Genomic DNA, 18163 nt, shown 5'->3' on the forward strand with positions numbered 1-18163 from the left:
GTGGTTCCGGCGTCAGCGGTCCCGGCGGGATTTGGGGGATGGGGGGTGGGTGAACCGACATAGCAAATGGGCCTCCTAACTATGCGTACTCGAATAACTCCTCAGCGGGGTTCTACCCAGAGGGCACAGGGAGCGGAGGAGCGAGGTTCCCCTCCGCTCCCTGTCGTTGCTGGTCCGGGTCTCTCGGTTCGAAAGAACTCCGTCGCCCCTCAGGCCTTTGTGGAGCCCGAGACGCTGTGCGCGGCTTTCTGGTTGGCAGGCCAGACGATCAAGCCACGCGGAGACATCTTCCCCTATGAGCCCCGGTTCCGGCACGCGTGCATCACATTGGAACAAGCCCTCCGGCGCGTCCCCCGGCGGCCGGGTGCCCGACCTGACTGGCGGTCGGGAAAATTGAGCGGCAAATTGTTCGCCAAACCCTTCACTCGTTCGAGTGATAAAGGAAAGGGGGATATAAAGAAACCCCCCGCTGCCAAACGAGGGGTTTCTCTGAACCGATTCCGAAATTACGCCCGGACCAGCAGACAGCAATTCGGATGCTTGCCGGAGGCTTGGGCAAGCGACGAGCGGTCATGATGCGACTTGCTGACCGATGGCCTACAGGCTGCCCTATATGGACAGCCTCTGCAAGCTCTTGGATCACTCCAACGGGGGCAAGCTGTTGCACGGGATTGCACGTCTCAGTGGGGGTTGACGTGCAACAAGGGTCCGAAGACAGACGTACTTAAAGGCCCCCAATGTCCAACCTGGTGGCTTTTCGGACTACATCTCCGGTCGTACATCATCACTTGGAGTAGTTGTTCTATTTCATAACGTGAATGTTGATGCGTGACTTGAGTGAGATTCGCTCCGTCCTTTAGTCGGTCGGTGCGGTGAATCCGACGGCTCCGGGTGGAGCGCGCGCCGACAGAGTTGTTCTTGGCGCTTCACTCGACAGGTGACCGCTGCGTCCGCATGTCTGCCGGCTGGCCGAATAGTGGATCTTCGTCCGGATAATCCTGGCTATGCCACACAGGCCAGGCGAATTCATAAACGCAAATAACACGCGTTCGAGGGATGCGAATGAATGCAGATTCTTCTGTCCCTCAGAACGATCGAAGATGGCAGGGTCGACGGACCGTTTGTGCGAGTGTTGCGAGCCACAGACTACTCGCCGGTAGCTTTTCCGTCGGCGTGTCGCGTTTCGATCTTCCTGCGGCACGCGTGCGCGTTTCTGCGCAGAACGAGGGCCAACGGAACTGCTGCGGGCTTTCTGTTGCGCAACAGCGGTGAAATCTGCAATTGCAGATTGCGTGGCGCCTGGTCCTACGAGGACCGGTCACGGCTTAGGCGCTGTAGGGATGGCCTGCCGCTACGGCCCTCCCCGCAGCCATCCCTTTTAGCAACGCCCGCAGGTCATCACACGCCCTCATTCGCGGAGGTTCCTCATGCTGGACCCCGGCCCGCTGCGGGTCGCCGCCCTCGACCACGCCACCCGCGGCTGGCACGTCTTCCCGCTGCGTCCCGACAATCGACCGCACGATCCCGACCAGGCCAAGCGGCCCGCGTTCCCGGACCACGCCGAGGACCGATGCCCCGGCATAGACCCGCGCTGCCGGACCGGGCACACCGGGTGGGAACCCCGCGCCACCACCGACCCACACCGCATCGGCCCGGCGTGGCAGCGCGTCCCGTACAACATCGGTCTCGCCTGCGGACCCTCCGGGCTTGTGGTGATCGACCTCGACGTACGCAAACCCGGCCAGCAGCCACCACCGGAATTGGCCGACATGGACCCTCGCGACGGCGCGGACGTGTTCGGGCTGCTCTGCGCCCGCCACACCGACGACGGAGCGCCCGAAGCGTGGAACACCTACACCGTGCGCACCGGCAGCGGCGGCACCCACCTGTACTACCGACACCCGCCCGGCCCGCCGCTGCGCAACACCCAGGGGACGCGCGGCGGCCTCGGCTGGCTCATCGACACCCGGGCGCACGGCGGCTACGTCGTCGCCCCCGGCTCGACCGTAGGGGGCCGGGCCTACCACGTCCTGCTGGATCGGCCGCCGGCCGTGCTGCCCGCATGGATCGCCACCCTGCTCCGCCCGGCCGAACTGGTCGGGCCGCGCACGCTGCTACGCGATTTCTCCGCATTCAGGCGGAGTGCGTACGTGCGGGCCGCCGTTGAGCGGACTCTCGACCGGCTCGGCGCGGCCCGCGCGCCGGGGCGCAACAACGCGCTCTACATCGCCGCACTGTCCCTCGGCCAACTCGCCGCCGGCGGAGCGCTGACCGAAGCCGAGGTGTACGAGGCGCTGACTCCGACCGCCCTCGCGATCGGCCTCAGTGAGCGGGAAACCGCCCGCACCATCCGCTCCGGCCTGCTCGCCGGAGCCCGCAACCCGAGGAAGGTGGCTTAATGATCGCTTCCGTACAGGTCGGCCTAGTGATCTACCGATGCCCCGGCGTCGGATCCTACGGTCATGGCCTGACCGAGGTCAGCATTCACCTCGGCACGTGCTGCCAGCGGTTCGCCGGCCTGCCGCTCGACGACCAGAAGGCTGCCGGGTGGCGGTTCCCCGCTCCGGAGGGCTTTCAGGACGCCGATGGACTGGGGAGCGGGGTGTGACGGGGAACAACAACGGTCGGCGGCGGGTGAAGGTGGGCACCGGACCCGAGACGATCCGCACCCTCAAGCGGGAGCTGACCGAGGGCCTGCTGCCTGACACCTACGTGTCCGACGGCGCGCTCACGCACATGGAGACAGTCTCGGGTGGCCTGGCCGGCGCCGCCGACGAGGACTCGCCGCTGCCGGTCGCCGCGAGCCCGGTCACCCCGGCCGGCCTCGCGGGACTGCTCGCCGAGTATGCGCACGTCTACCGCACCAAACACCGCAAGAACGAAGGAGGCGAGATGGAGCCCTACGACGAGGAATGCACCCCGCCGCGTGAGGTGCTCTCCGCGGTGCTGGCCGGCAAGACCTGGCCCGGCGTGCCCGCGCTCCGCGCGATCATCGGCGCTCCGGTGCTGCGTCGCGACGGCACCCTGTTGCAGACGCCCGGCTACGACCCGGCCACCGGCCTCTACCTCGCCTCCAAAGTTGACCTGCCGCCCGTCCCTGACACGCCGACACGTGAGCAGGTGGTTAAGGCGCGGGCGTTCCTGCTCGGCCGGTTCCTGGGGGACTTCCCCTGGTCGACGCCAGCGGACCGGGCCAACTACGTCGCGCTATTGGCTACGCCGATCCTGCGGCACTTCACCCGTAGCCTGACCCCGTTCGGGATGATCGACGCGACCATGCCCGCCTCGGGTAAGAGCATCCTGACCGGCGGGCCGGGCATGCTCTACGGCCAAAAGATCCTCACCTGGCCCGACGAGGACGGCGAACTCCGCAAGTCCATCACCGCGGTGTTCGCCGAACAGGTCGGCGTGGTCATCTGGGACAACCTCGCGGAAGGCACCGTCATCGACTCCGCCGTCCTGGCCCAGCTGATCACTCAACGGGAATGGTCCGACCGGCAGCTCGGCGCGTCGCGCAACGTCGCATCGGTCAACGACCGACTGTGGATGGCCACCGGCAACAACCTTCAGGTCGGCGGGGACATGGCCTCGCGGACCGTGCGGGTGCACCTGGATCCGAACATGCCGCACCCCGAGGCCCGCGATCAGTCCGGGTTCGGTATCCCGCACCTCGACCAGTGGATCACCACCCCGGCGAATCAGATGACCGTGCTGTGGCACCTGCTCGTCCTGGTCCTCGACTGGACCCGCGCCGGCGCACCCCGCGCCGGGGGAATCTCGATGCGGCAGTTCACCCCCTGGGCGCAAGCCCTCGGCGGGTTCCTCGCCCATCACGGCATCGACGGATTCCTGACCAACATCGCCGACGTGCGCCAGGTCGACGAGGACGCCACCCGCTGGCGCGGCTTCCTGACGGCCTGGCACCAGCGGCACGGCACCTCGCCGGTCACCGCCGCCGAACTCCGCCGCAGCGCCGAACCCCTGCAGCTCGGCAGCGATGTGCACGACCCATGGGATGGGCTGTTCATCACCACCAAGAACGGCCGGCTGCCCAACGCCATCGTTCTGGGTCGCATGCTCACCGGCCAGAACGGCAGGTGGCGCGGCGACTACGTCCTCCGTGCCGAACCTTCGGAACGCGGCGACCGCTCCGTGTTCCGCGTCGAGCACCACGACGGGTGAGCGCAAAGCACTGAAACATCTCCGCATCTCCGCAACCCATCACAGAAATGTCCCTCTACCAGGGACAACAGACTGCGGAGATGAGAGCTCACGCATCTCCGCACATCTCCGCATCTCCGCAACCAGGACCCGCCCCAAGATCATGCGGAGATGCGGAGATGTGCGGAGATAGATTCCAGGCATCTCCGCAATGCATAACCGCAGGTCACACCTCCTGCTGCGGAGATGCGGAGATGTTTCAGCCACTCCACGCCGATTCGAGACCGCGCGGAACCATGGCGCTGAGCCCGGCGCGCTCAACTTCCGTCGCAACCGGCTCGCCGGCCTTGCGGCGCACCGTCCAGCGACATGTCCGCCACCACGTTTCCCGGCCATGCCGATCACACGAAGGGCCGTCACGGTGCGATCCACTCAACACCTCACCGCAGCGTCATACCCGGACCTTGGAGCATCCGTTGAAGAGACTCATCTGCGGCTACCACGGGCGAGCGTGCGTCCGGCCGAAGCAGCAGAGCTGCTGGGCGTCTGCCGCGACACGATCTATGTCCTGATGAGAGCCGGTCGCCTCCGTTCTGTGAGAGCCGGCCGCGCTCGCCTGATACCCCTCGCCTCGATCGAGGAGATGTTGTCGACAGAGGAGGAGTTCGCTTTATGACGAGCAAGCGCCGGAGGGCCCATGGGGAGGGGTCGGTCTACGAGCAGCGGCCCGGGCTGTGGGCCGCCTCCATCGATGTCGGCTGGGTCGACGGTAAGCGCAAGCGCAAGACCGTTTATGCCGCTTCCGAGAAGGAGGCGGTTCGTAAGCGGGGTGAGTTGCTGAGCCGCCAGCAACGGGGGGAGAACCTGGCCGCTCCGCCCCGGACGCTGTCGCAGTGGCTGGACGAGTGGATGGCCATGAAGCAGCACGAGAGCACCCGCCAGTCCACGCTGCGCGGGTATCGATGGCTCGTCGAATCACACGTTCGGCCCACGCTCGGCAGGGTGCCTCTCGACAAGCTCACGCCGACGATGATCCGTCGGGTTCTCACCGCCAAGACGGGGGAGGGACTCTCTGCCACAACGGTTCGTCACATTCACGGGCTGGTGCGCAACGTGCTCAGCGATGCCCAACGGGAGGAGTTGTTGCACCGCAATCCTGCGCTGGCCGTCCGTGCTCCTTCGGCTCGAACCGTCGAGCGACGGGCGTTGACCGTTGACGAGGCGAGGCGCCTCCTCGACTCCATCGCCGGTGAGCGCCTCGAAGCGCTGTGGGTGTGCGCCCTGACGGTGGGTCTACGGCGGGGAGAACTGCTGGGGCTTCGCTGGTCGGATCTCGACTTCGCCGGCGGCGCGCTGACGGTGAGGCAGACGGTTCTGCGGGTGGACGGCCGGCTCGTGTTCACGCCGCCGAAGACCGACCGGTCGCGCCGTACCGTGCCGGTTCCCGCGCAGACGTTGGCTCTGCTGCGCCGCCATCGTCGTCAGCAGGACGAGGAGCGGGCGAAGGCGGATGAACGGTGGCGGGAACATGGTCTGGTGTTCGCGTCAAGGCTCGGTACCCCGATGGAACCGCGCAACCTGGACCGCGAATGGCACGCCACCCGAGAACGGGCAGGCTTGCCGTGGCTTCGGCTGCATGACCTACGTCACGCGTGTGCCACCTTCCTGCTCGCCTCGGGGGCCTCGCCACGCACGGTGATGCAGACGCTGGGTCATAGCCAGATCAGCCTGACTATGAACACCTATGCCCACGTTCTGATGGAGGTGGAGCGCGCCGCGATGGACGCCGCCGCGGACCGGCTGTTCGGCTCTGCGGGCGCCGGTTAGCGTGCTGGCTGTACGGATGGCTGTACCGCCGAAAAGCAGCAAGGCCCAGGATCCGCGAGCAACTCGCTGACCTGGGCCTTTCATGGTGCGCCGCGTAGGACTTGAACCTACAACCCGCGGATTAAGAGTCCGCTGCTCTGCCAATTGAGCTAGCGGCGCTCGCTGGCAACGGAGAAACATTAACACGGGTTCCGGCGGCCCCCGAAATCGGCCCCTCCTCCATGATCGCCGGGGCGAGCCGCCCACAGGGGCCACCGCCGGCCGGGTTTCTAGGGCAGGATGTGCCCGCGGAACGCGAGAACGGGGCTGAGGATGATCGGGATGCGGCGCTCGCTGCCGGCGATCGTGTCGTTGCTGGTCGTGGCGCCCTTGGTGCTCGCCGGCTGCCGGGATGACGTGGGCGGGCCCGCGCAGGCGGCCTGGGTCGCTTCTGGACCACCTTCGGCGGTTCCGTCCGGTTCGCCCGAGTCTGCCGCCGCGCCCGCGGCTCCCGCGCCGGGCGGCCCGCTGAATGTGACTCCTGTCACCGGAAAGAAGGGCGTCCCGGTCAGCGCCGAGATCGGGTTCACCGCCTCCGGCGGCAAGGTCACCGTCGTCCTCGAGGACGACAAGGGCAAGACCGTGCGCGGCGAGCTGCGCGAGGACGGTTCCGCCTGGGTGCCGGCCAAGCCCCTCGACCACAGCCGGAAGTACGTGGCCACGGTCACGGCCGTGGACGGCGCCGGGCAGTCGCGGAGCGAGACCACGTCCTTCACCACCAGGGCGGAGGGCGGCCGGCTGACCGGGACGGGTCTCTACCTCTTCGACGGCGCGACGTACGGCGTCGCGATGCCCGTCGTGGTCGAGTTCGACCCGGGGATCAAGAAGAAGGACCGGGCCGCCGTACAGAAGCGGATGTTCGTCAAGAGCTCGCCCGCGCAGCCCGGCACCTGGTCGTGGACCGCGAGTGGCACGCAGGCCTACTACCGCCCGCCGAACTTCTGGCGCAGCGGCACCAAGCTCAGCGTGCGCATCGCCGTCGGCGGGCTGCCGACCGGCGGCGGCCGCCATGGCGACATGGACCGCTCCGCCGACGCCGAGATCGGCCGCAGCTTCGTCATGCAGGTCGACAACAAGTCGAAGCACATGACCGTCATCCAGGACGGCAAGAAGGTCCGGACGCTGCCCGTCAGCCTCGGCCGGCCGAAGTATCCGTCGGCCAGCGGCACCATGGTGGTGATGGAGAAGAAGCGCCAGACCGTCTTCGACACGCGCGGCGAGTTCCCCGCCGAGGACGCCTACCGTGCCGAGGTCGAGTACGCCCAGCGCCTCACGTGGTCCGGCCAGTACATCCACTCGGCGCCGTGGTCCGCCGCCGACCAGGGCCGGCGCAACGTCTCGCACGGGTGTGTGAACGTGTCGCAGGCGAACGCCCGGTGGTTGTTCGATCGCACGCTCATCGGTGATCCGATCACCATTCGGGGTACGGAGAACGAGCTGGCCTACGGCAACGGCTGGACTCCGTGGGACGTGAGCTGGAAAGAGTTCGTGAAGGGCAGCGCTCTGCCGGTGCCGGCCGACCTGGCCGCCCAGCCGGGCCAGGCCTGAGAAACGGCCCGTACGGGAAGGGCCTGCACAAGGGGCGCGCACAGGAAAGGGCCTGCACAAGAAGCGGGGACGACAGCGCGGAGAGGATCATGAGACTTCGTGGGGTGACCCGATCGGCCGGGCGAGGCTGGCGTGCCGCCGCGGCGGCGGTAGTGGCCGCGAGTGTCCTGCTCGGCGCCGGCTGCAGCGGTGACGAGGAGTCCCCGGCCTGGCGGGACGGGGGCTCGAGCTCCTCCCCGGCGTCGCAGCCCGCCGCGAGCACGGTGGCGGTCACCTCGCCGGCCGCGGACGCGACCGGCGTCATGGCCAGCACCGACATCAAGTACTCGTCGGAGGACCCCGCGAACACCTCGGTCGAGGTCGCGGACGCCGACGGCAACAAGGTCGAGGGCACCCTCGACAAGGATCAGAAGGTCTTCCGCCCGGCGCAGGCGCTGGAGTGGGGCAAGAAGTACACGGTGACGGTCACCGGCACCCCCTCGGGCGGCAAGGCCGGCACCGCCACCAGCTCGTTCATCGTGATGGACAAGCCGTCGAAGCTGGTCCGGGTGATGAGCTTCCTCGGCGACGACCAGACCGTCGGGGTGGGCATGCCGCTGATCGTCCGGTTCGGCCGCTCGGTCCCGGAGAAGTACCGCGCGGACGTGCAGAGCCGGATGCACGTCACGGCCACGCCGGCGCAGGAGGGCATCTGGCACTGGACCAGCCCCACCGAGGTGCACTACCGCCCACAGACCTACTGGCAGCCGCACACCAAGATCTCCTATCGGGTGCGGCTGGCGGGCGTGCCCATGGACGAGGGCTGGTACGGCCGTTCCGACCTGACCGTGAACGTCAACATCGGCCGGTCCTTCGTCATGACGGTGGAGAACAGGACCAAGCAGATGACCGTCACGCAGGACGGCAAGGTCGTCAAGACCATCCCGGTCAGCCTCGGCCGGAAGAAGTACCCGTCGTCCAGCGGCACCATGGTGGTCATCGAGAAGAAGCGCAAGACCGTCTTCGACACGCTGGACGAGTTCCCCGAGGGCGAGGGCTACCGGGTGAACATCGACTACGCCCAGCGGCTCACCTGGAGCGGCCAGTTCATCCACGCCGCCCCGTGGTCGGACGGGGAGCAGGGCCGCCGCAACGTCTCGCACGGCTGCGTCAACGTCTCCATGGCCATGGGCAAGTGGCTCTTCGAGCGCACCCTCATGGGCGACCCGGTCACGGTCAGCGGCACCGAGGACCGGCTCGAGAACGGCAACGGCTGGACCGACTGGAACATGAGCTGGGACGAGTACAAGAAGGGCAGCGCGATCTGACGCCCGGCGGGGCTGTCAGCCGCCGCTGGAGAGGCCCGAGTCGGCGCACACCGAGACCATCTCGGCCGCGGCGGCGCTGACCGCGGCCACCAGGTCCGGCTCCTCCTCGGCGCCCTGGGCCTTCACGGCCTGCTCGTAGGCCTGCTGGAGGCGGGCCGCGGCGTCCGCGACCGGGGCGTCGGCGGTGCTGGTCGAGGCGCTCACGCCGGTGATCACGCCCGGCTGCATGAGGTTGCCCGCCCGGACCGCCTCGCCGATCTTGCCGCAGGCCAGGGAGCCCGGCGGGTCGTCCGCTTCGGGCGGCGTGCTGGGCGGCGCCGCCGTCGCGGGTGCCGGGGCCGGAACGCCGGCCGGTTCGGTGCATCCGGCAGCGCCTGCCAGCAGCAGCAGGGCGCACATCGTTGCTGATCGCGACACATCTCCGACGGTAGGCGCTGGGCGTGCCGCCGATCTGCCCGTCCGGAAATCCCCCGGTCACACCACGCTCGCGTGCGCCGCGATGATGCGCCAGCCGAGCGCGTCGTCGCGGATCCAGGTACGGGTGTAGCGCATCCTCGCCGCGAAGGGCACGCCGTCGACGCTGCCGCGCAGGCTGCCGAGGAACCAGGTCACGCCGGTGTCGCCGGCGACCACGAGATCGAGCCGCTCCTCGTGCAGCGCCTCGATGACCTGCGTGCCGGTGCGGTGCACGCGCAGGTCGTCGTCCTTGCCGTAGAGGTTGCCGTCCGGGCCGGTGAAGACCAGCCGGTCGTCGAGCAGCCGGTCGAGGGCCGCGACGTCGGAGGCGAGCTGGGCGGCCTGCAACCGTCGCTCGGCGGCACGGAGTTCGTCATCCATGCCGTTCTTTGTAACCGACGCGGCCGCTACTTCGGTTGGACGAGCCAGTTCCACGCGCGGCGCAGGCCGTCGGAGAGGGAGTCGGTGCGCCTGGCCGCTTCCTCGCTGGGCTCCGCGAGCCGGTCGGCGCTCACGGCGACGATCACCCCGTGCTCGTAGATGCCGTCGACCTGGTCGGCGGCCGCGTACCGGTGGCCGCCGGGGGTCTCGAGCACCAGGCCGTGGAAGATGTCCTCGCGCTCGTCGGCCAGCACGTGCGCGACCTTGCCGACCCGGTCGCCGGCCCGGTCGAAGACCGGCGTGCCGTCGGCGAGGACGAGGAAAGACTGCGGTGCCCCGAGGTCCTCGGGGGCGGATTCGGTGTCCGGCATGGCAGAGGACGTACCCCGGCCCGCGCCGCGGTAATCAGTCCGTCGGGGGCAGGACGGCGACCTCGCGGTAGAAGCGGTCGATCGTGCGTACGGTCGACTCGAAGTCCTCCAGGTCGAACGGCTTCGTCACGTACGCGTTGGCCCGGTGCTGGTAGCTGGACACGATGTCCGGGGCGGCGCCCGAGGTGGTCAGGATGACCACCGGGATGGTCTTGAGCCGGTCGTCGGTCTTGATGGCCGCCAGCGTCTCCCGGCCGTCCATGCGCGGCATGTTGAGGTCGAGCAGGATGAGGTCGGGGCGGTGGGCATCCGCGTACGGTTCGACGTTGCGCAGGTAGTCGAGCGCCTCCCGGCCGTCGGACACCCGGTTGACGGTCGTCCGCGTCTCCGAGCTCCCCAGCGCCTCCGAGATCATGAAGGCGTCGGCGTCGTCGTCGTCGACGACGAGAATGTCCAGACTGCGCACTTCGCTCCCTTGGTTGCGGTCCGGCAAGCATAGGGTGCGTCCGGTCCGGATACCACACGCCGTAGGTATGAAATGCCGCGATGAGCGACGCTGGGCACAAAGGGCGCCTTCAGGGCGCGGCGAACCAGTCGCCGGCCTGCTCCGGTGCCACGTCCCGGCCGGTGGCGCGGGCGCCGGCCCAGTTCACCCCGACCAGCAGGCCGTCGCGGCGCAGCCCCGGCAGCCAGCTGCCGAGCCAGTCGGCCAGGGGGATCTCGACGACCTCGAAGCCCCGGTACGCCGCCACGGCCGCGACGACCCGCTCGGCCCGGGACCGCTTGGACCAGAACGGCATGGCGCCACCGGACGCGGGGAAGCCACCAGAGTCCCGGATCGAGAACACCCGCCCCTCCCGGGGCACCTCCCGGCGGAACGCCGCCGCATGCGCCGCACTGAGCGACATCGCCGTCCCCTTTGCGCTCCTCGTGAGTCGTTGCTGTCCCTATGGTGGCCCGTCGGCGGGTCCGAGATGATTTGAACGACCAAATAGGGTCGGCGTATGGAGATCAGAGTGGCGACCGACCGGGACTGGCCGGCGATTTTTCCGTTCTTCTCGGCCATCGTCGAGGCGGGGGAGACCTACGCGTATCCGCTCGGCCTCGGCACCGACGAGGCCCGCGCCCTCTGGATGGAACCGCCGCCCGGCCGCACCGTGGTCGCCGTCGCGGGCGGCGCCGTGCTGGGCTCGGCCAAGATGGGACCGAACCGGCCGGGCCGCGGCGCGCACATCGCCACCGGCAGCTTCATGGTCGACCCGGCGGCGCAGGGCCGTGGCGTCGGCCGGGCGCTCGGCCGCCACCTCATCGAGTGGGCCCGGGACGAGGGCTATCACGGCATCCAGTTCAACGCGGTCGTGGAGACGAACCGCGGCGCCGTCCATCTCTGGCAGGACCTCGGTTTCGAGATCATGACCACGATCCCGGAGGCGTTCGACTCCGCGGCGCACGGTCGCGTCGGCCTGCACGTCATGTACCAGAAGCTGGGGGAACGACGGGACTGAGCGGGGATACGCGCGGCCGGCGGGGGCGGCCGGCCGCGCGTACGTTCTCTACCGCGTGGCCATGATCAGTGCGGCCGGGTCGGTGCAGACCAGCTGCAGCGCCCGGGCCACCACGGCCGGGTCGTACGTCGAGGCGTGGAACGTGGCCTCCAGGTGCAGCACGCCACCCATCTCGGAGGTGGTCAGCGTGATGCCCTCGGGGCCGTTGAGGGTGGGGACGCTCTGGTTCACCCGGCCGGCCGGCTCCACCGTCCAGGGCAGGTCGGCGAGCACGTCGTGGCGGCCCTGGTTGCTGAAGGTCAGCCGCGGCCGCGGCGCCGCCGGCGCCTCGGCCGGGTACGGGTCCGGCATGCCGGGCGCCCCGGTCACGAGGATCTTGCCCTCGCGCAGCAGCATCATCGTGAGGATCCGGCCGGTGGCCAGCTCCGCCTTCAGCGTCGTGTGGATCGCCTGCGGGTCGGTCAGGCTGGGCGGCGCCAGGTACGGCCCCTGGCAGAAGTTGCTGTCGATGCTGACGCCCTTGTCGACGTAGCGCCGCGCGTCGGCCAGGAACGTGCCGCCCGCCAGGTCGGGGTTCAGCCCCACCTCCTGCAGCGCCGCGGTGAACGCCGCGAAGGTGATCGCCGACGTGGTCACGCCGGGGGCGTGCTCGTCGCGCCAGACCCGCATCTTGCCCAGCACGTCGGCCGAGCGGGCCGTCTCGACCGTCAGGTTCGCCGTCCACGGCCGCATCGCGGTCTGCTCCGGGTGCGGCGGGCGGGCGAAGCTCAGGCCCTGCTTCCACCGGCCCGGCTTGGTGCCGAACTGCTTCCACCAGGCCTTGGGCAGCGCCCAGCGGTGCCGCAGGGAGGGCCCGATGACCGCGGCGCGCTGCTCGGCGGCCGCGCGCACCAGCTCCCGGAGCAGGGTGTTCACCGGGCCCGCGTCGCCGTACGCGTGCGCCACCTTCATCGCCACGTACCCGCCGCCGACCAGGATGCGCACGGGGTGGTGGGCGCGCGGCTCGGCCTGCAACCGCCGGGTCATCGCGTCGAAGTCGGCCGGCCCGTCACCGAGGTCGGTCACGGCGTCCCGGACGTACGCGGCGAAGGCGGCGGCGTCCATGTGCAGCCAGCGGGCGCCGCTGCGGTCCAGGCGCGACACCGCGCGGTGCGTCGGGTCGGCGGCGTGCAGCCCGATCAGCGCCTCGCGCAGCCGCTCGGCCGTCACGCCGGTCAGCGGGCCGACCGTACGGATGTACTCCAGCGGCAGCCAGGCGCGCTCGCGCAGGGTCAGGCTGGTGCTCGACATGATGTTCTCTCCTTCGGGGACTGCCGTGGCGAAGACGACGCGGAGCACGGTCGGTGCGACCAGCACGGTCTCCACCGCCATCACGAGCGCCACCCAGGTGACCAGGTCGGTGAGGCTGCCGCGGCTGCCGCCGTACCAGGCGGCGGCGATCTCGGCGACGCCGGCGAACACCGCGAAGATGCCGGCACCGCGGACCGTGCCCTGCACCCGGGAGATCGCCAGGAAGAAATGGTGGAAGACGAACGGCACGTAGGTCAGCGCCAGGATGGCCAGCGCGGTGCCGGCGGCCTCCGCGTAGCTCGCGCCGAAGATGGACATGATCGGCCCGGCGGCGAACACGACCACCAGGGAGACGGGCAGGCCGCCGCCCAGGCAGATGAGCAGGCCCATCCGGACCTTGGAGCGCAGGGCGGCCTTGTCGCCGCTGGCCACCGCGAAGAGGGTGAGCGCCACGTTGCCGGGGACCATGGCCAGGAACGACAGCACCATGAAGGCCGTGTAGAACGCCGCGTTGGCCTCGGCCGACAGCACGGCGGTGACGACCAGCGGCAGCGCCGCCCGCGGCAGGTACGTCGCCAGGTTCAGCAGGTTGTGGTCGAACGTCGACCGGCCCCGGCCGCGCAGCAGCGAGGCGCGCGGGCGTACCGAATCGATCATGCCCTTGCGGCGCAGCGCCCGGCCGAGGATCGCGACCGAGAGCACCATGCCGGCCACCCAGGTCAGCAGCAGCTCGCCGCCGGTCAGGGTGATCGGCAGCAGCGCGACGGCGCCCAGCAGCGCCAGCTTGAGCAGCGAGAACCAGGCGTTGCGCATGAGCTGCAGCGGCCCCTGCAGGAGGCCGACCAGGGCCTCGTCCAGGACCAGCGTCATCGCGTTGAGCGCGATGCCGAAGACCAGCAGCACGGTGGCGGCCGATCCGCCGAGGGCGTCCCGCAGCCCGGGCATGGCGAGGTGCGCGAGCGCGACGTAGATCAGCCCGCCGAGCGTCGCGGCGCCGCCGGCGACGAGCAGGCAGGTGGAGATCAGCTCCCACTTGCGGCCCTTCAGGCCGGGCAGGTCCGAGATGAGCATGGTGCCCATGCCGAACATCCCGATGGTGCCGATCAGGGTCATCGCGGACACCGCCGCGGACGCCTGGCCGACCGCCTCGGCCGGCGCGGTCCGCGCGGCGAGCCACCAGTACGCGAACCCGAACAGCGACGTGAGCGCGGTGGTCGCCATGAGCGAGCCGGCGTTCACGAACAGGTCGAGGTGCCCGCGCAGAACGGCCACGAGTCCCGTACGGCCCGGCCCCTCGGGACCGGGATCAAGGCTCTCCGGTACGGCCTCTTTTACCGTGCTTTCCACTACTACCGCCCCCAGTTGCAGTGATCGAACCGCAACGGTAGTTACGGGGCGTGTTGATCGACCATGGCAATGCGGGGCACATCACGGATGCCGTCCGGAGTGGAGAACCTGCGGTACGGGGGAGGGGGGCGGGACCGAACGGCGGAGGTTTGTGACGGGTGTGACTCGGGGCTATTTATCCCACACCGGAACCGGCGGCAGACCTCGCCCGGCCCGGGCGGCATCGGTCAACTCCCGGATCAGTGCGGTCTTACCGCGCGTATACGCCTCTCCCGGGCCGAACCGCTCCAGCAACTGCCGGCGGGCGGCGGCGTACCGGGCGCGGGCTTGCGGGTCGGCGAGCAGATGGTCGCGCAGGAGCCGTTCGTTGCGGGTGTCCCAGGTGTCGGTCGTCACAATGTGCAGGTGGTACGCCGTGCTGTCGTAGTCCTCGCGCCGGTAGAGCAGCCGGCCCGGCGGCCCCGTGGGGTGGATCCGGTAACCGAACGTCTCCAGCGCGTCGTCGTTCACCTCGTCGAGGTCGTCGGCGGCGGCGATCAGGTCGATCACCGGAGTGGCGGGCAGCCCGGGCACCGCGGTGCCGCCGATGTGCTCGATCGCGGTGAACAGGGGTGCCAGCGCCACGCACGCCTGCCTGCCGAGTTCGGCCCAGCGCGGATCCGGATCCGCGATCGTCACAACCAGCCCACCTTCTTGAACCTCCGGTACAGCACCAGCGACGCGACGAGCATGACCGCGATGACGGCGTAGTAGCCGTACTCCCAGTCCAGCCCGGGCATGACCGCGAAGTTCATGCCGTAGACGCCGGCGACGGCCGTCTGCACGGCGGCGATGGCGGCCCACGACGCGATCTTGCGCATGTCGTTGTTCTGGTCCACGGAGACCTGCGCCAGCCGGGCCTGAAGGATCGAGTTCAGGAGGTCGTCGAAGCCGGCGACCCGTTCCACGGCCCGCGCGAGGCGACCCCGTACGTCCACAAGGTACGGATACACCGCCTCCGGCACCACCCCGCGGTCCAGAAGCCGGTGCAGCGGTTCCTGCAGGGGCAGCACCGCCCGCTTGAATTCCACCATCTCGCGCTTCAACTGGTAGATGTGGCCGATATCGGGCGATCTGTCCGCCGTGAACGCGACGGCCTCCAGAGCCTCCAGGTCGTGCTCGACATGCCCGGCGACCTCCAGATACAGGTCGACCATCCGGGCGCAGACGGCGTGCGCGACCGCCCAGGGACCCTCGGCCAGCAGCGTGGGCCGCGCCTCCAGGTCCTGGCGTACGGCCGTGAGCGCACCGGCCGCCCCGTGCCGCACGGTGATCACGAAGTGCGGCCCGAGCAGCACCGTGACGTCCCCGGTGTCGACGACCTCGGAGGACTCGGTCAGCTCCTGGTGCTCCACGTAGCGCGCGGTCCGCAGCACCAGCCGGGTCACGTCGCCGATCGTCTCGGCGGCGGGCCGGTGCCCGGGGTCGGCGGCCTGCGCGGCGGTCAGCTCGTGCAGGCCGAACACCTCGGCGATGGCCGCCATGGTGGCCTCGTCGGGCTCGTGCAACCCCAGCCAGACGAACGCGCCCCGGTGCCGCCGGGCGATCCGGGCGGCGTCGGCGTAGTGCGAGCTCCCCGGCCGGCGGCGACCGCCCTGGTAGACGGCGCAGTCCACGACCGCGCCGGGATTGTGGCGCCGCTGCCGCGGCGCGGCCGGCTCCGGCCGGCTCAGGCCCTCGATGATCCGCCCGAGCGTCCGGGGAATCAGGTACGGCTCCCGCCGCCAGCCGAACATTCGCAGCGCCTCCCGAGCGTCGACGACGATGATCCGCCCCGACGGTATCCGGCAGGAGCCCGCCGGGACCGCACCGCACGCCCGCCACAATCGGACCCATGGCGAACACCAGCGCGCGGATGCTCCGGCTGCTGTCCCTGCTGCAGACCCATCGCTACTGGCCGGGCGCGGAGCTGGCCGAGCGGCTCGAGGTCAGCCCGCGCACGCTGCGGCGCGACGTCGAACGCCTGCGCGACCTCGGCTATCCGGTGGACGCCGCCCGCGGCGTGGCCGGGGGATACCAGCTGCAGGCCGGGGCGGCGGTGCCGCCGCTGCTGCTCGACGACGAGGAGGCGGTCGCCATCGCGGTCGGCCTGCGGACGGCCGCCGCCGGCGCCGTCGCGGGCTTCGAGGAGACGTCGGTACGCGCCCTCGCGAAGGTCGTCCAGCTGTTGCCGCCCCGCCTGCGCCGCCGCATCGACGCCCTGCAGGCGGCGACCGCCCCGGTCGTCCCCGGCGGCGGGCCCGCCCTCGACGCGAGCACCCTGACCACCATCGCCCTGGCCTGCCGGGGCGAGGAGCGCCTGCGCTTCGAGTACCGGGCGCGCGACGGCGAGAGCGGCACCCGGCACGTCGAGCCGCACCGGCTGGTCTCGCTCGGCCGCCGGTGGTACCTGATCGCCTGGGATCTGGACCGGGGCGACTGGCGCAGCTTCCGGGTCGACCGCCTCACGGAGCCCGCGGCGACCGGTGCGCGCTTCCGTCCCCGCGATCTCCCCGGCGGTGATCCGGTCGCCTGGATGCGCAGCCGCCTGGCCGGGTCGGCCCACCGCTACGACGTGTCGGTGCTGATCGGCACGGAGGCGGAGGTGGTGCGCCGGCAGGTCGGTCAGTGGGCCACCGTGGAACCCGTCTCCGGGCGGAGCTGCCGGATGCGCATGAACGTCGACGACCTGGGCTGGCCGGTGATGGTCCTGGGCGTGCTCGGCGCGGACTTCACGATCGAGTCGCCGCCGGAACTTCACGCCCGCGTCCGGGAAACCGTGCAGACCCTGCTCCGCGGCGCCCCCACGGCGGGCGTGCGGGCAGGTTGAGGCAGGCGCGGATCGGCGCCCCCGTGGCGCCGATCCGCACGAGGAAACCCTAGCGGGCCCCTCTGACATTTTCGCGCAGATTAGTCCACAGTGGTGCCCTGAGCAGCGGAAACCATTGTGAGCCACGGCATACTCGGGCGCCGTCGCGGCTACCAGCGGCGTGGTTGCCCGGCCCGGTCGCGGACCGTGGCCCAGACGAGCTTGCCGCCCGCGGTGGGCAGGGCGCCCCACGCCGTGGAGTCGGCGTGCACCACCCGCAGTCCGCGGCCGCGTTCGTCGAGCGGGAGGCCGCCGCGCACGGGTGCCAGGTCGAGCACCCGGGGCAGTTCCGGGTTCCAGTCCCGGACGGCGATGTGCAGGGTCGTCCCCCGGCGCGAGACCGCGATGTCGATCCGTGTCCCCGCGTGCTCGACCGCGTTCGTGACCAGTTCCGACATGACCGCCCGCGCGGGCATCAGCAGTGTGGACATGTCCCAGTCCTGGCAGGCGCGGCCGACGAGGTCGCGGGCGATCCCCGGGGAGCCGGGTGCGGGCGGCAGGCTCAGCCGGACGACCTCACCCGAGGACAGCTGCCCGGCCAGGGCCGCGTGGGCCTCCTCGACCGACGTGTGGATCGGCAGGTCGCCAGCGTCCTCGCGGCCGGGCCGGGGACGCGGCGAGCCGGGTGGCAGGCAGACCGCGATGCGGGTCGCGGGCTCGGTGCCGGCGGTGGCCCGTACGGCGCCGAGCAGCCTCGGCACCCCCGCCGGGCCGGGATCGTCGATCCGGCTGAGGTCGAACACGATCCCCGCCGGGTTGCCCGCGAGGCACTTGCGCAGCGTGCGGGAGACGACGGGTTGCAGCGAGGCCGCCAGGTCCCCGCGCACGGCGACGTCGATGACCGCACCGTCCGGGTCGGCGGTGACGCTGAGATGCTCATCGCCGGGATCGAACAGGTACGGGGATTGCTCCTGCATTGCACGGTCCTCCCGCCGCGGGTACTCGGAGTCTTCGGGTCGCGACCGCGGCGGGTCAACGGGGAGGTCACCCGAACGGGCTCGCCCGTTCAGCGCCGATTGACGCTCAGGGTCGTCGATGGCTGCG

General features: G+C 70.2%; 18 protein-coding genes and 1 tRNA gene. 9 read left to right on the plus strand and 10 right to left on the minus strand.

Annotation, left to right across the window (positions count from 1 at the left end; translation table 11 throughout):
- Nucleotides 1–1427: 1427 nt before the first annotated feature.
- The 5 genes from IEY99_RS27120 (at nucleotide 1428) to IEY99_RS27140 (ending at nucleotide 5988) form a co-directional block, all read left to right on the plus strand.
- Complete coding sequence (locus IEY99_RS27120; RefSeq protein ID WP_189206918.1) at nucleotides 1428–2399, plus strand: bifunctional DNA primase/polymerase; 972 nt, start codon at nucleotides 1428–1430, stop codon at nucleotides 2397–2399.
- Nucleotides 2399–2608 (plus strand): hypothetical protein, encoded by a 210-nt coding sequence (locus tag IEY99_RS27125; protein ID WP_189206919.1) that lies wholly within the window; start codon nucleotides 2399–2401, stop codon nucleotides 2606–2608. The genes IEY99_RS27120 and IEY99_RS27125 overlap by 1 nt, the downstream gene beginning before the upstream one ends.
- Nucleotides 2605–4182 carry a hypothetical protein gene (locus IEY99_RS27130; RefSeq protein ID WP_189206920.1) on the plus strand — a complete coding sequence of 526 codons (1578 nt, stop codon included), beginning with the start codon at nucleotides 2605–2607 and terminating at the stop codon, nucleotides 4180–4182. Before IEY99_RS27125 ends, IEY99_RS27130 begins: the two co-directional genes overlap by 4 nt.
- A gap of 373 nt (nucleotides 4183–4555) precedes the next feature.
- Complete coding sequence (locus tag IEY99_RS35015) at nucleotides 4556–4837, plus strand: helix-turn-helix domain-containing protein (RefSeq protein WP_189206921.1); 282 nt, start codon at nucleotides 4556–4558, stop codon at nucleotides 4835–4837.
- Entirely contained in the window at nucleotides 4834–5988 is a 1155-nt protein-coding gene (locus IEY99_RS27140; RefSeq protein WP_189206922.1) for a tyrosine-type recombinase/integrase, read from the plus strand. The genes IEY99_RS35015 and IEY99_RS27140 overlap by 4 nt, the downstream gene beginning before the upstream one ends.
- A gap of 83 nt (nucleotides 5989–6071) precedes the next feature.
- On the opposite strand, the gene IEY99_RS27145 is transcribed toward IEY99_RS27140, so the two are convergent.
- A tRNA-Lys gene (locus IEY99_RS27145) sits at nucleotides 6072–6147 on the minus strand.
- A gap of 153 nt (nucleotides 6148–6300) precedes the next feature.
- On the opposite strand from IEY99_RS27145, the gene IEY99_RS27150 reads away from it, so the two are divergent.
- Entirely contained in the window at nucleotides 6301–7575 is a 1275-nt protein-coding gene (locus tag IEY99_RS27150; RefSeq protein ID WP_189206923.1) for a L,D-transpeptidase, read from the plus strand.
- Between the two features lie 89 nt (nucleotides 7576–7664).
- The gene (locus IEY99_RS27155) at nucleotides 7665–8882 is read left to right on the plus strand and encodes a L,D-transpeptidase (RefSeq protein WP_189206924.1); all 1218 of its coding nucleotides are present in this window, start codon (nucleotides 7665–7667) and stop codon (nucleotides 8880–8882) included.
- Between the two features lie 15 nt (nucleotides 8883–8897).
- Here IEY99_RS27155 and IEY99_RS27160 read toward each other — a convergent pair whose 3' ends face one another.
- From IEY99_RS27160 to IEY99_RS27180, 5 genes are all read right to left on the minus strand, one after another.
- The gene (locus IEY99_RS27160; protein WP_229799291.1) at nucleotides 8898–9299 is read right to left on the minus strand and encodes a hypothetical protein; all 402 of its coding nucleotides are present in this window, start codon (nucleotides 9297–9299) and stop codon (nucleotides 8898–8900) included.
- A gap of 57 nt (nucleotides 9300–9356) precedes the next feature.
- Complete coding sequence (locus IEY99_RS27165) at nucleotides 9357–9719, minus strand: nuclear transport factor 2 family protein (RefSeq protein ID WP_189206925.1); 363 nt, start codon at nucleotides 9717–9719, stop codon at nucleotides 9357–9359.
- A 26-nt stretch (nucleotides 9720–9745) separates the two neighbouring features.
- Nucleotides 9746–10090 carry a PRC-barrel domain-containing protein gene (locus tag IEY99_RS27170; RefSeq protein WP_189206926.1) on the minus strand — a complete coding sequence of 115 codons (345 nt, stop codon included), beginning with the start codon at nucleotides 10088–10090 and terminating at the stop codon, nucleotides 9746–9748.
- Between the two features lie 34 nt (nucleotides 10091–10124).
- Complete coding sequence (locus IEY99_RS27175) at nucleotides 10125–10556, minus strand: response regulator (RefSeq protein ID WP_189206927.1); 432 nt, start codon at nucleotides 10554–10556, stop codon at nucleotides 10125–10127.
- A 109-nt stretch (nucleotides 10557–10665) separates the two neighbouring features.
- The gene (locus IEY99_RS27180; protein WP_189206928.1) at nucleotides 10666–10998 is read right to left on the minus strand and encodes a DUF2750 domain-containing protein; all 333 of its coding nucleotides are present in this window, start codon (nucleotides 10996–10998) and stop codon (nucleotides 10666–10668) included.
- A gap of 96 nt (nucleotides 10999–11094) precedes the next feature.
- Between IEY99_RS27180 and IEY99_RS27185 the strand changes: the two genes are divergently transcribed.
- Nucleotides 11095–11595: a GNAT family N-acetyltransferase gene (locus IEY99_RS27185; protein WP_189206929.1), complete on the plus strand. Its 501-nt coding sequence runs from the start codon at nucleotides 11095–11097 to the stop codon at nucleotides 11593–11595.
- A 48-nt stretch (nucleotides 11596–11643) separates the two neighbouring features.
- Here IEY99_RS27185 and IEY99_RS27190 read toward each other — a convergent pair whose 3' ends face one another.
- The 3 genes from IEY99_RS27190 to IEY99_RS27200 form a co-directional block, all read right to left on the minus strand.
- Complete coding sequence (locus IEY99_RS27190; protein WP_229799292.1) at nucleotides 11644–14157, minus strand: lipopolysaccharide biosynthesis protein; 2514 nt, start codon at nucleotides 14155–14157, stop codon at nucleotides 11644–11646.
- Between the two features lie 246 nt (nucleotides 14158–14403).
- Complete coding sequence (locus IEY99_RS27195) at nucleotides 14404–14910, minus strand: GrpB family protein (protein ID WP_189206931.1); 507 nt, start codon at nucleotides 14908–14910, stop codon at nucleotides 14404–14406.
- Nucleotides 14907–16007 carry a magnesium and cobalt transport protein CorA gene (locus tag IEY99_RS27200; RefSeq protein WP_189206932.1) on the minus strand — a complete coding sequence of 367 codons (1101 nt, stop codon included), beginning with the start codon at nucleotides 16005–16007 and terminating at the stop codon, nucleotides 14907–14909. The genes IEY99_RS27195 and IEY99_RS27200 overlap by 4 nt, the downstream gene beginning before the upstream one ends.
- A 98-nt stretch (nucleotides 16008–16105) precedes the next feature.
- On the opposite strand from IEY99_RS27200, the gene IEY99_RS27205 reads away from it, so the two are divergent.
- A complete protein-coding gene (locus IEY99_RS27205; protein WP_189206933.1) occupies nucleotides 16106–17080 on the plus strand; it encodes a helix-turn-helix transcriptional regulator in 975 nt (324 codons plus the stop codon).
- Nucleotides 17081–17229: 149 nt separating this feature from the next.
- On the opposite strand, the gene IEY99_RS27210 is transcribed toward IEY99_RS27205, so the two are convergent.
- Complete coding sequence (locus IEY99_RS27210; protein WP_189206934.1) at nucleotides 17230–18036, minus strand: ATP-binding protein; 807 nt, start codon at nucleotides 18034–18036, stop codon at nucleotides 17230–17232.
- Nucleotides 18037–18163: the final 127 nt, after the last annotated feature.

The sequence above is a fragment of the Couchioplanes azureus genome, from assembly GCF_014648355.1.
GTDB classification, from domain to species: domain Bacteria; phylum Actinomycetota; class Actinomycetes; order Mycobacteriales; family Micromonosporaceae; genus Actinoplanes; species Actinoplanes azureus.

Bases quoted from the DNA above. Each gene is read 5' to 3' on its own strand.
- IEY99_RS27205 (WP_189206933.1), top strand. From the start codon at position 16,106: ATGGCGAACACCAGCGCGCGGATGCTCCGGCTGCTGTCCCTGCTGCAG.
- IEY99_RS27210 (WP_189206934.1), bottom strand. From the start codon at position 18,036: ATGCAGGAGCAATCCCCGTACCTGTTCGATCCCGGCGATGAGCATCTC.
- IEY99_RS27180 (WP_189206928.1), bottom strand. From the start codon at position 10,998: ATGTCGCTCAGTGCGGCGCATGCGGCGGCGTTCCGCCGGGAGGTGCCC.
- IEY99_RS27165 (WP_189206925.1), bottom strand. From the start codon at position 9,719: ATGGATGACGAACTCCGTGCCGCCGAGCGACGGTTGCAGGCCGCCCAG.
- IEY99_RS27125 (WP_189206919.1), top strand. From the start codon at position 2,399: ATGATCGCTTCCGTACAGGTCGGCCTAGTGATCTACCGATGCCCCGGC.
- IEY99_RS27155 (WP_189206924.1), top strand. From the start codon at position 7,665: ATGAGACTTCGTGGGGTGACCCGATCGGCCGGGCGAGGCTGGCGTGCC.
- IEY99_RS27200 (WP_189206932.1), bottom strand. From the start codon at position 16,007: ATGTTCGGCTGGCGGCGGGAGCCGTACCTGATTCCCCGGACGCTCGGG.
- IEY99_RS27140 (WP_189206922.1), top strand. From the start codon at position 4,834: ATGACGAGCAAGCGCCGGAGGGCCCATGGGGAGGGGTCGGTCTACGAG.
- IEY99_RS27185 (WP_189206929.1), top strand. From the start codon at position 11,095: ATGGAGATCAGAGTGGCGACCGACCGGGACTGGCCGGCGATTTTTCCG.
- IEY99_RS27150 (WP_189206923.1), top strand. From the start codon at position 6,301: ATGATCGGGATGCGGCGCTCGCTGCCGGCGATCGTGTCGTTGCTGGTC.
- IEY99_RS27170 (WP_189206926.1), bottom strand. From the start codon at position 10,090: ATGCCGGACACCGAATCCGCCCCCGAGGACCTCGGGGCACCGCAGTCT.
- IEY99_RS35015 (WP_189206921.1), top strand. From the start codon at position 4,556: ATGCCGATCACACGAAGGGCCGTCACGGTGCGATCCACTCAACACCTC.
- IEY99_RS27120 (WP_189206918.1), top strand. From the start codon at position 1,428: ATGCTGGACCCCGGCCCGCTGCGGGTCGCCGCCCTCGACCACGCCACC.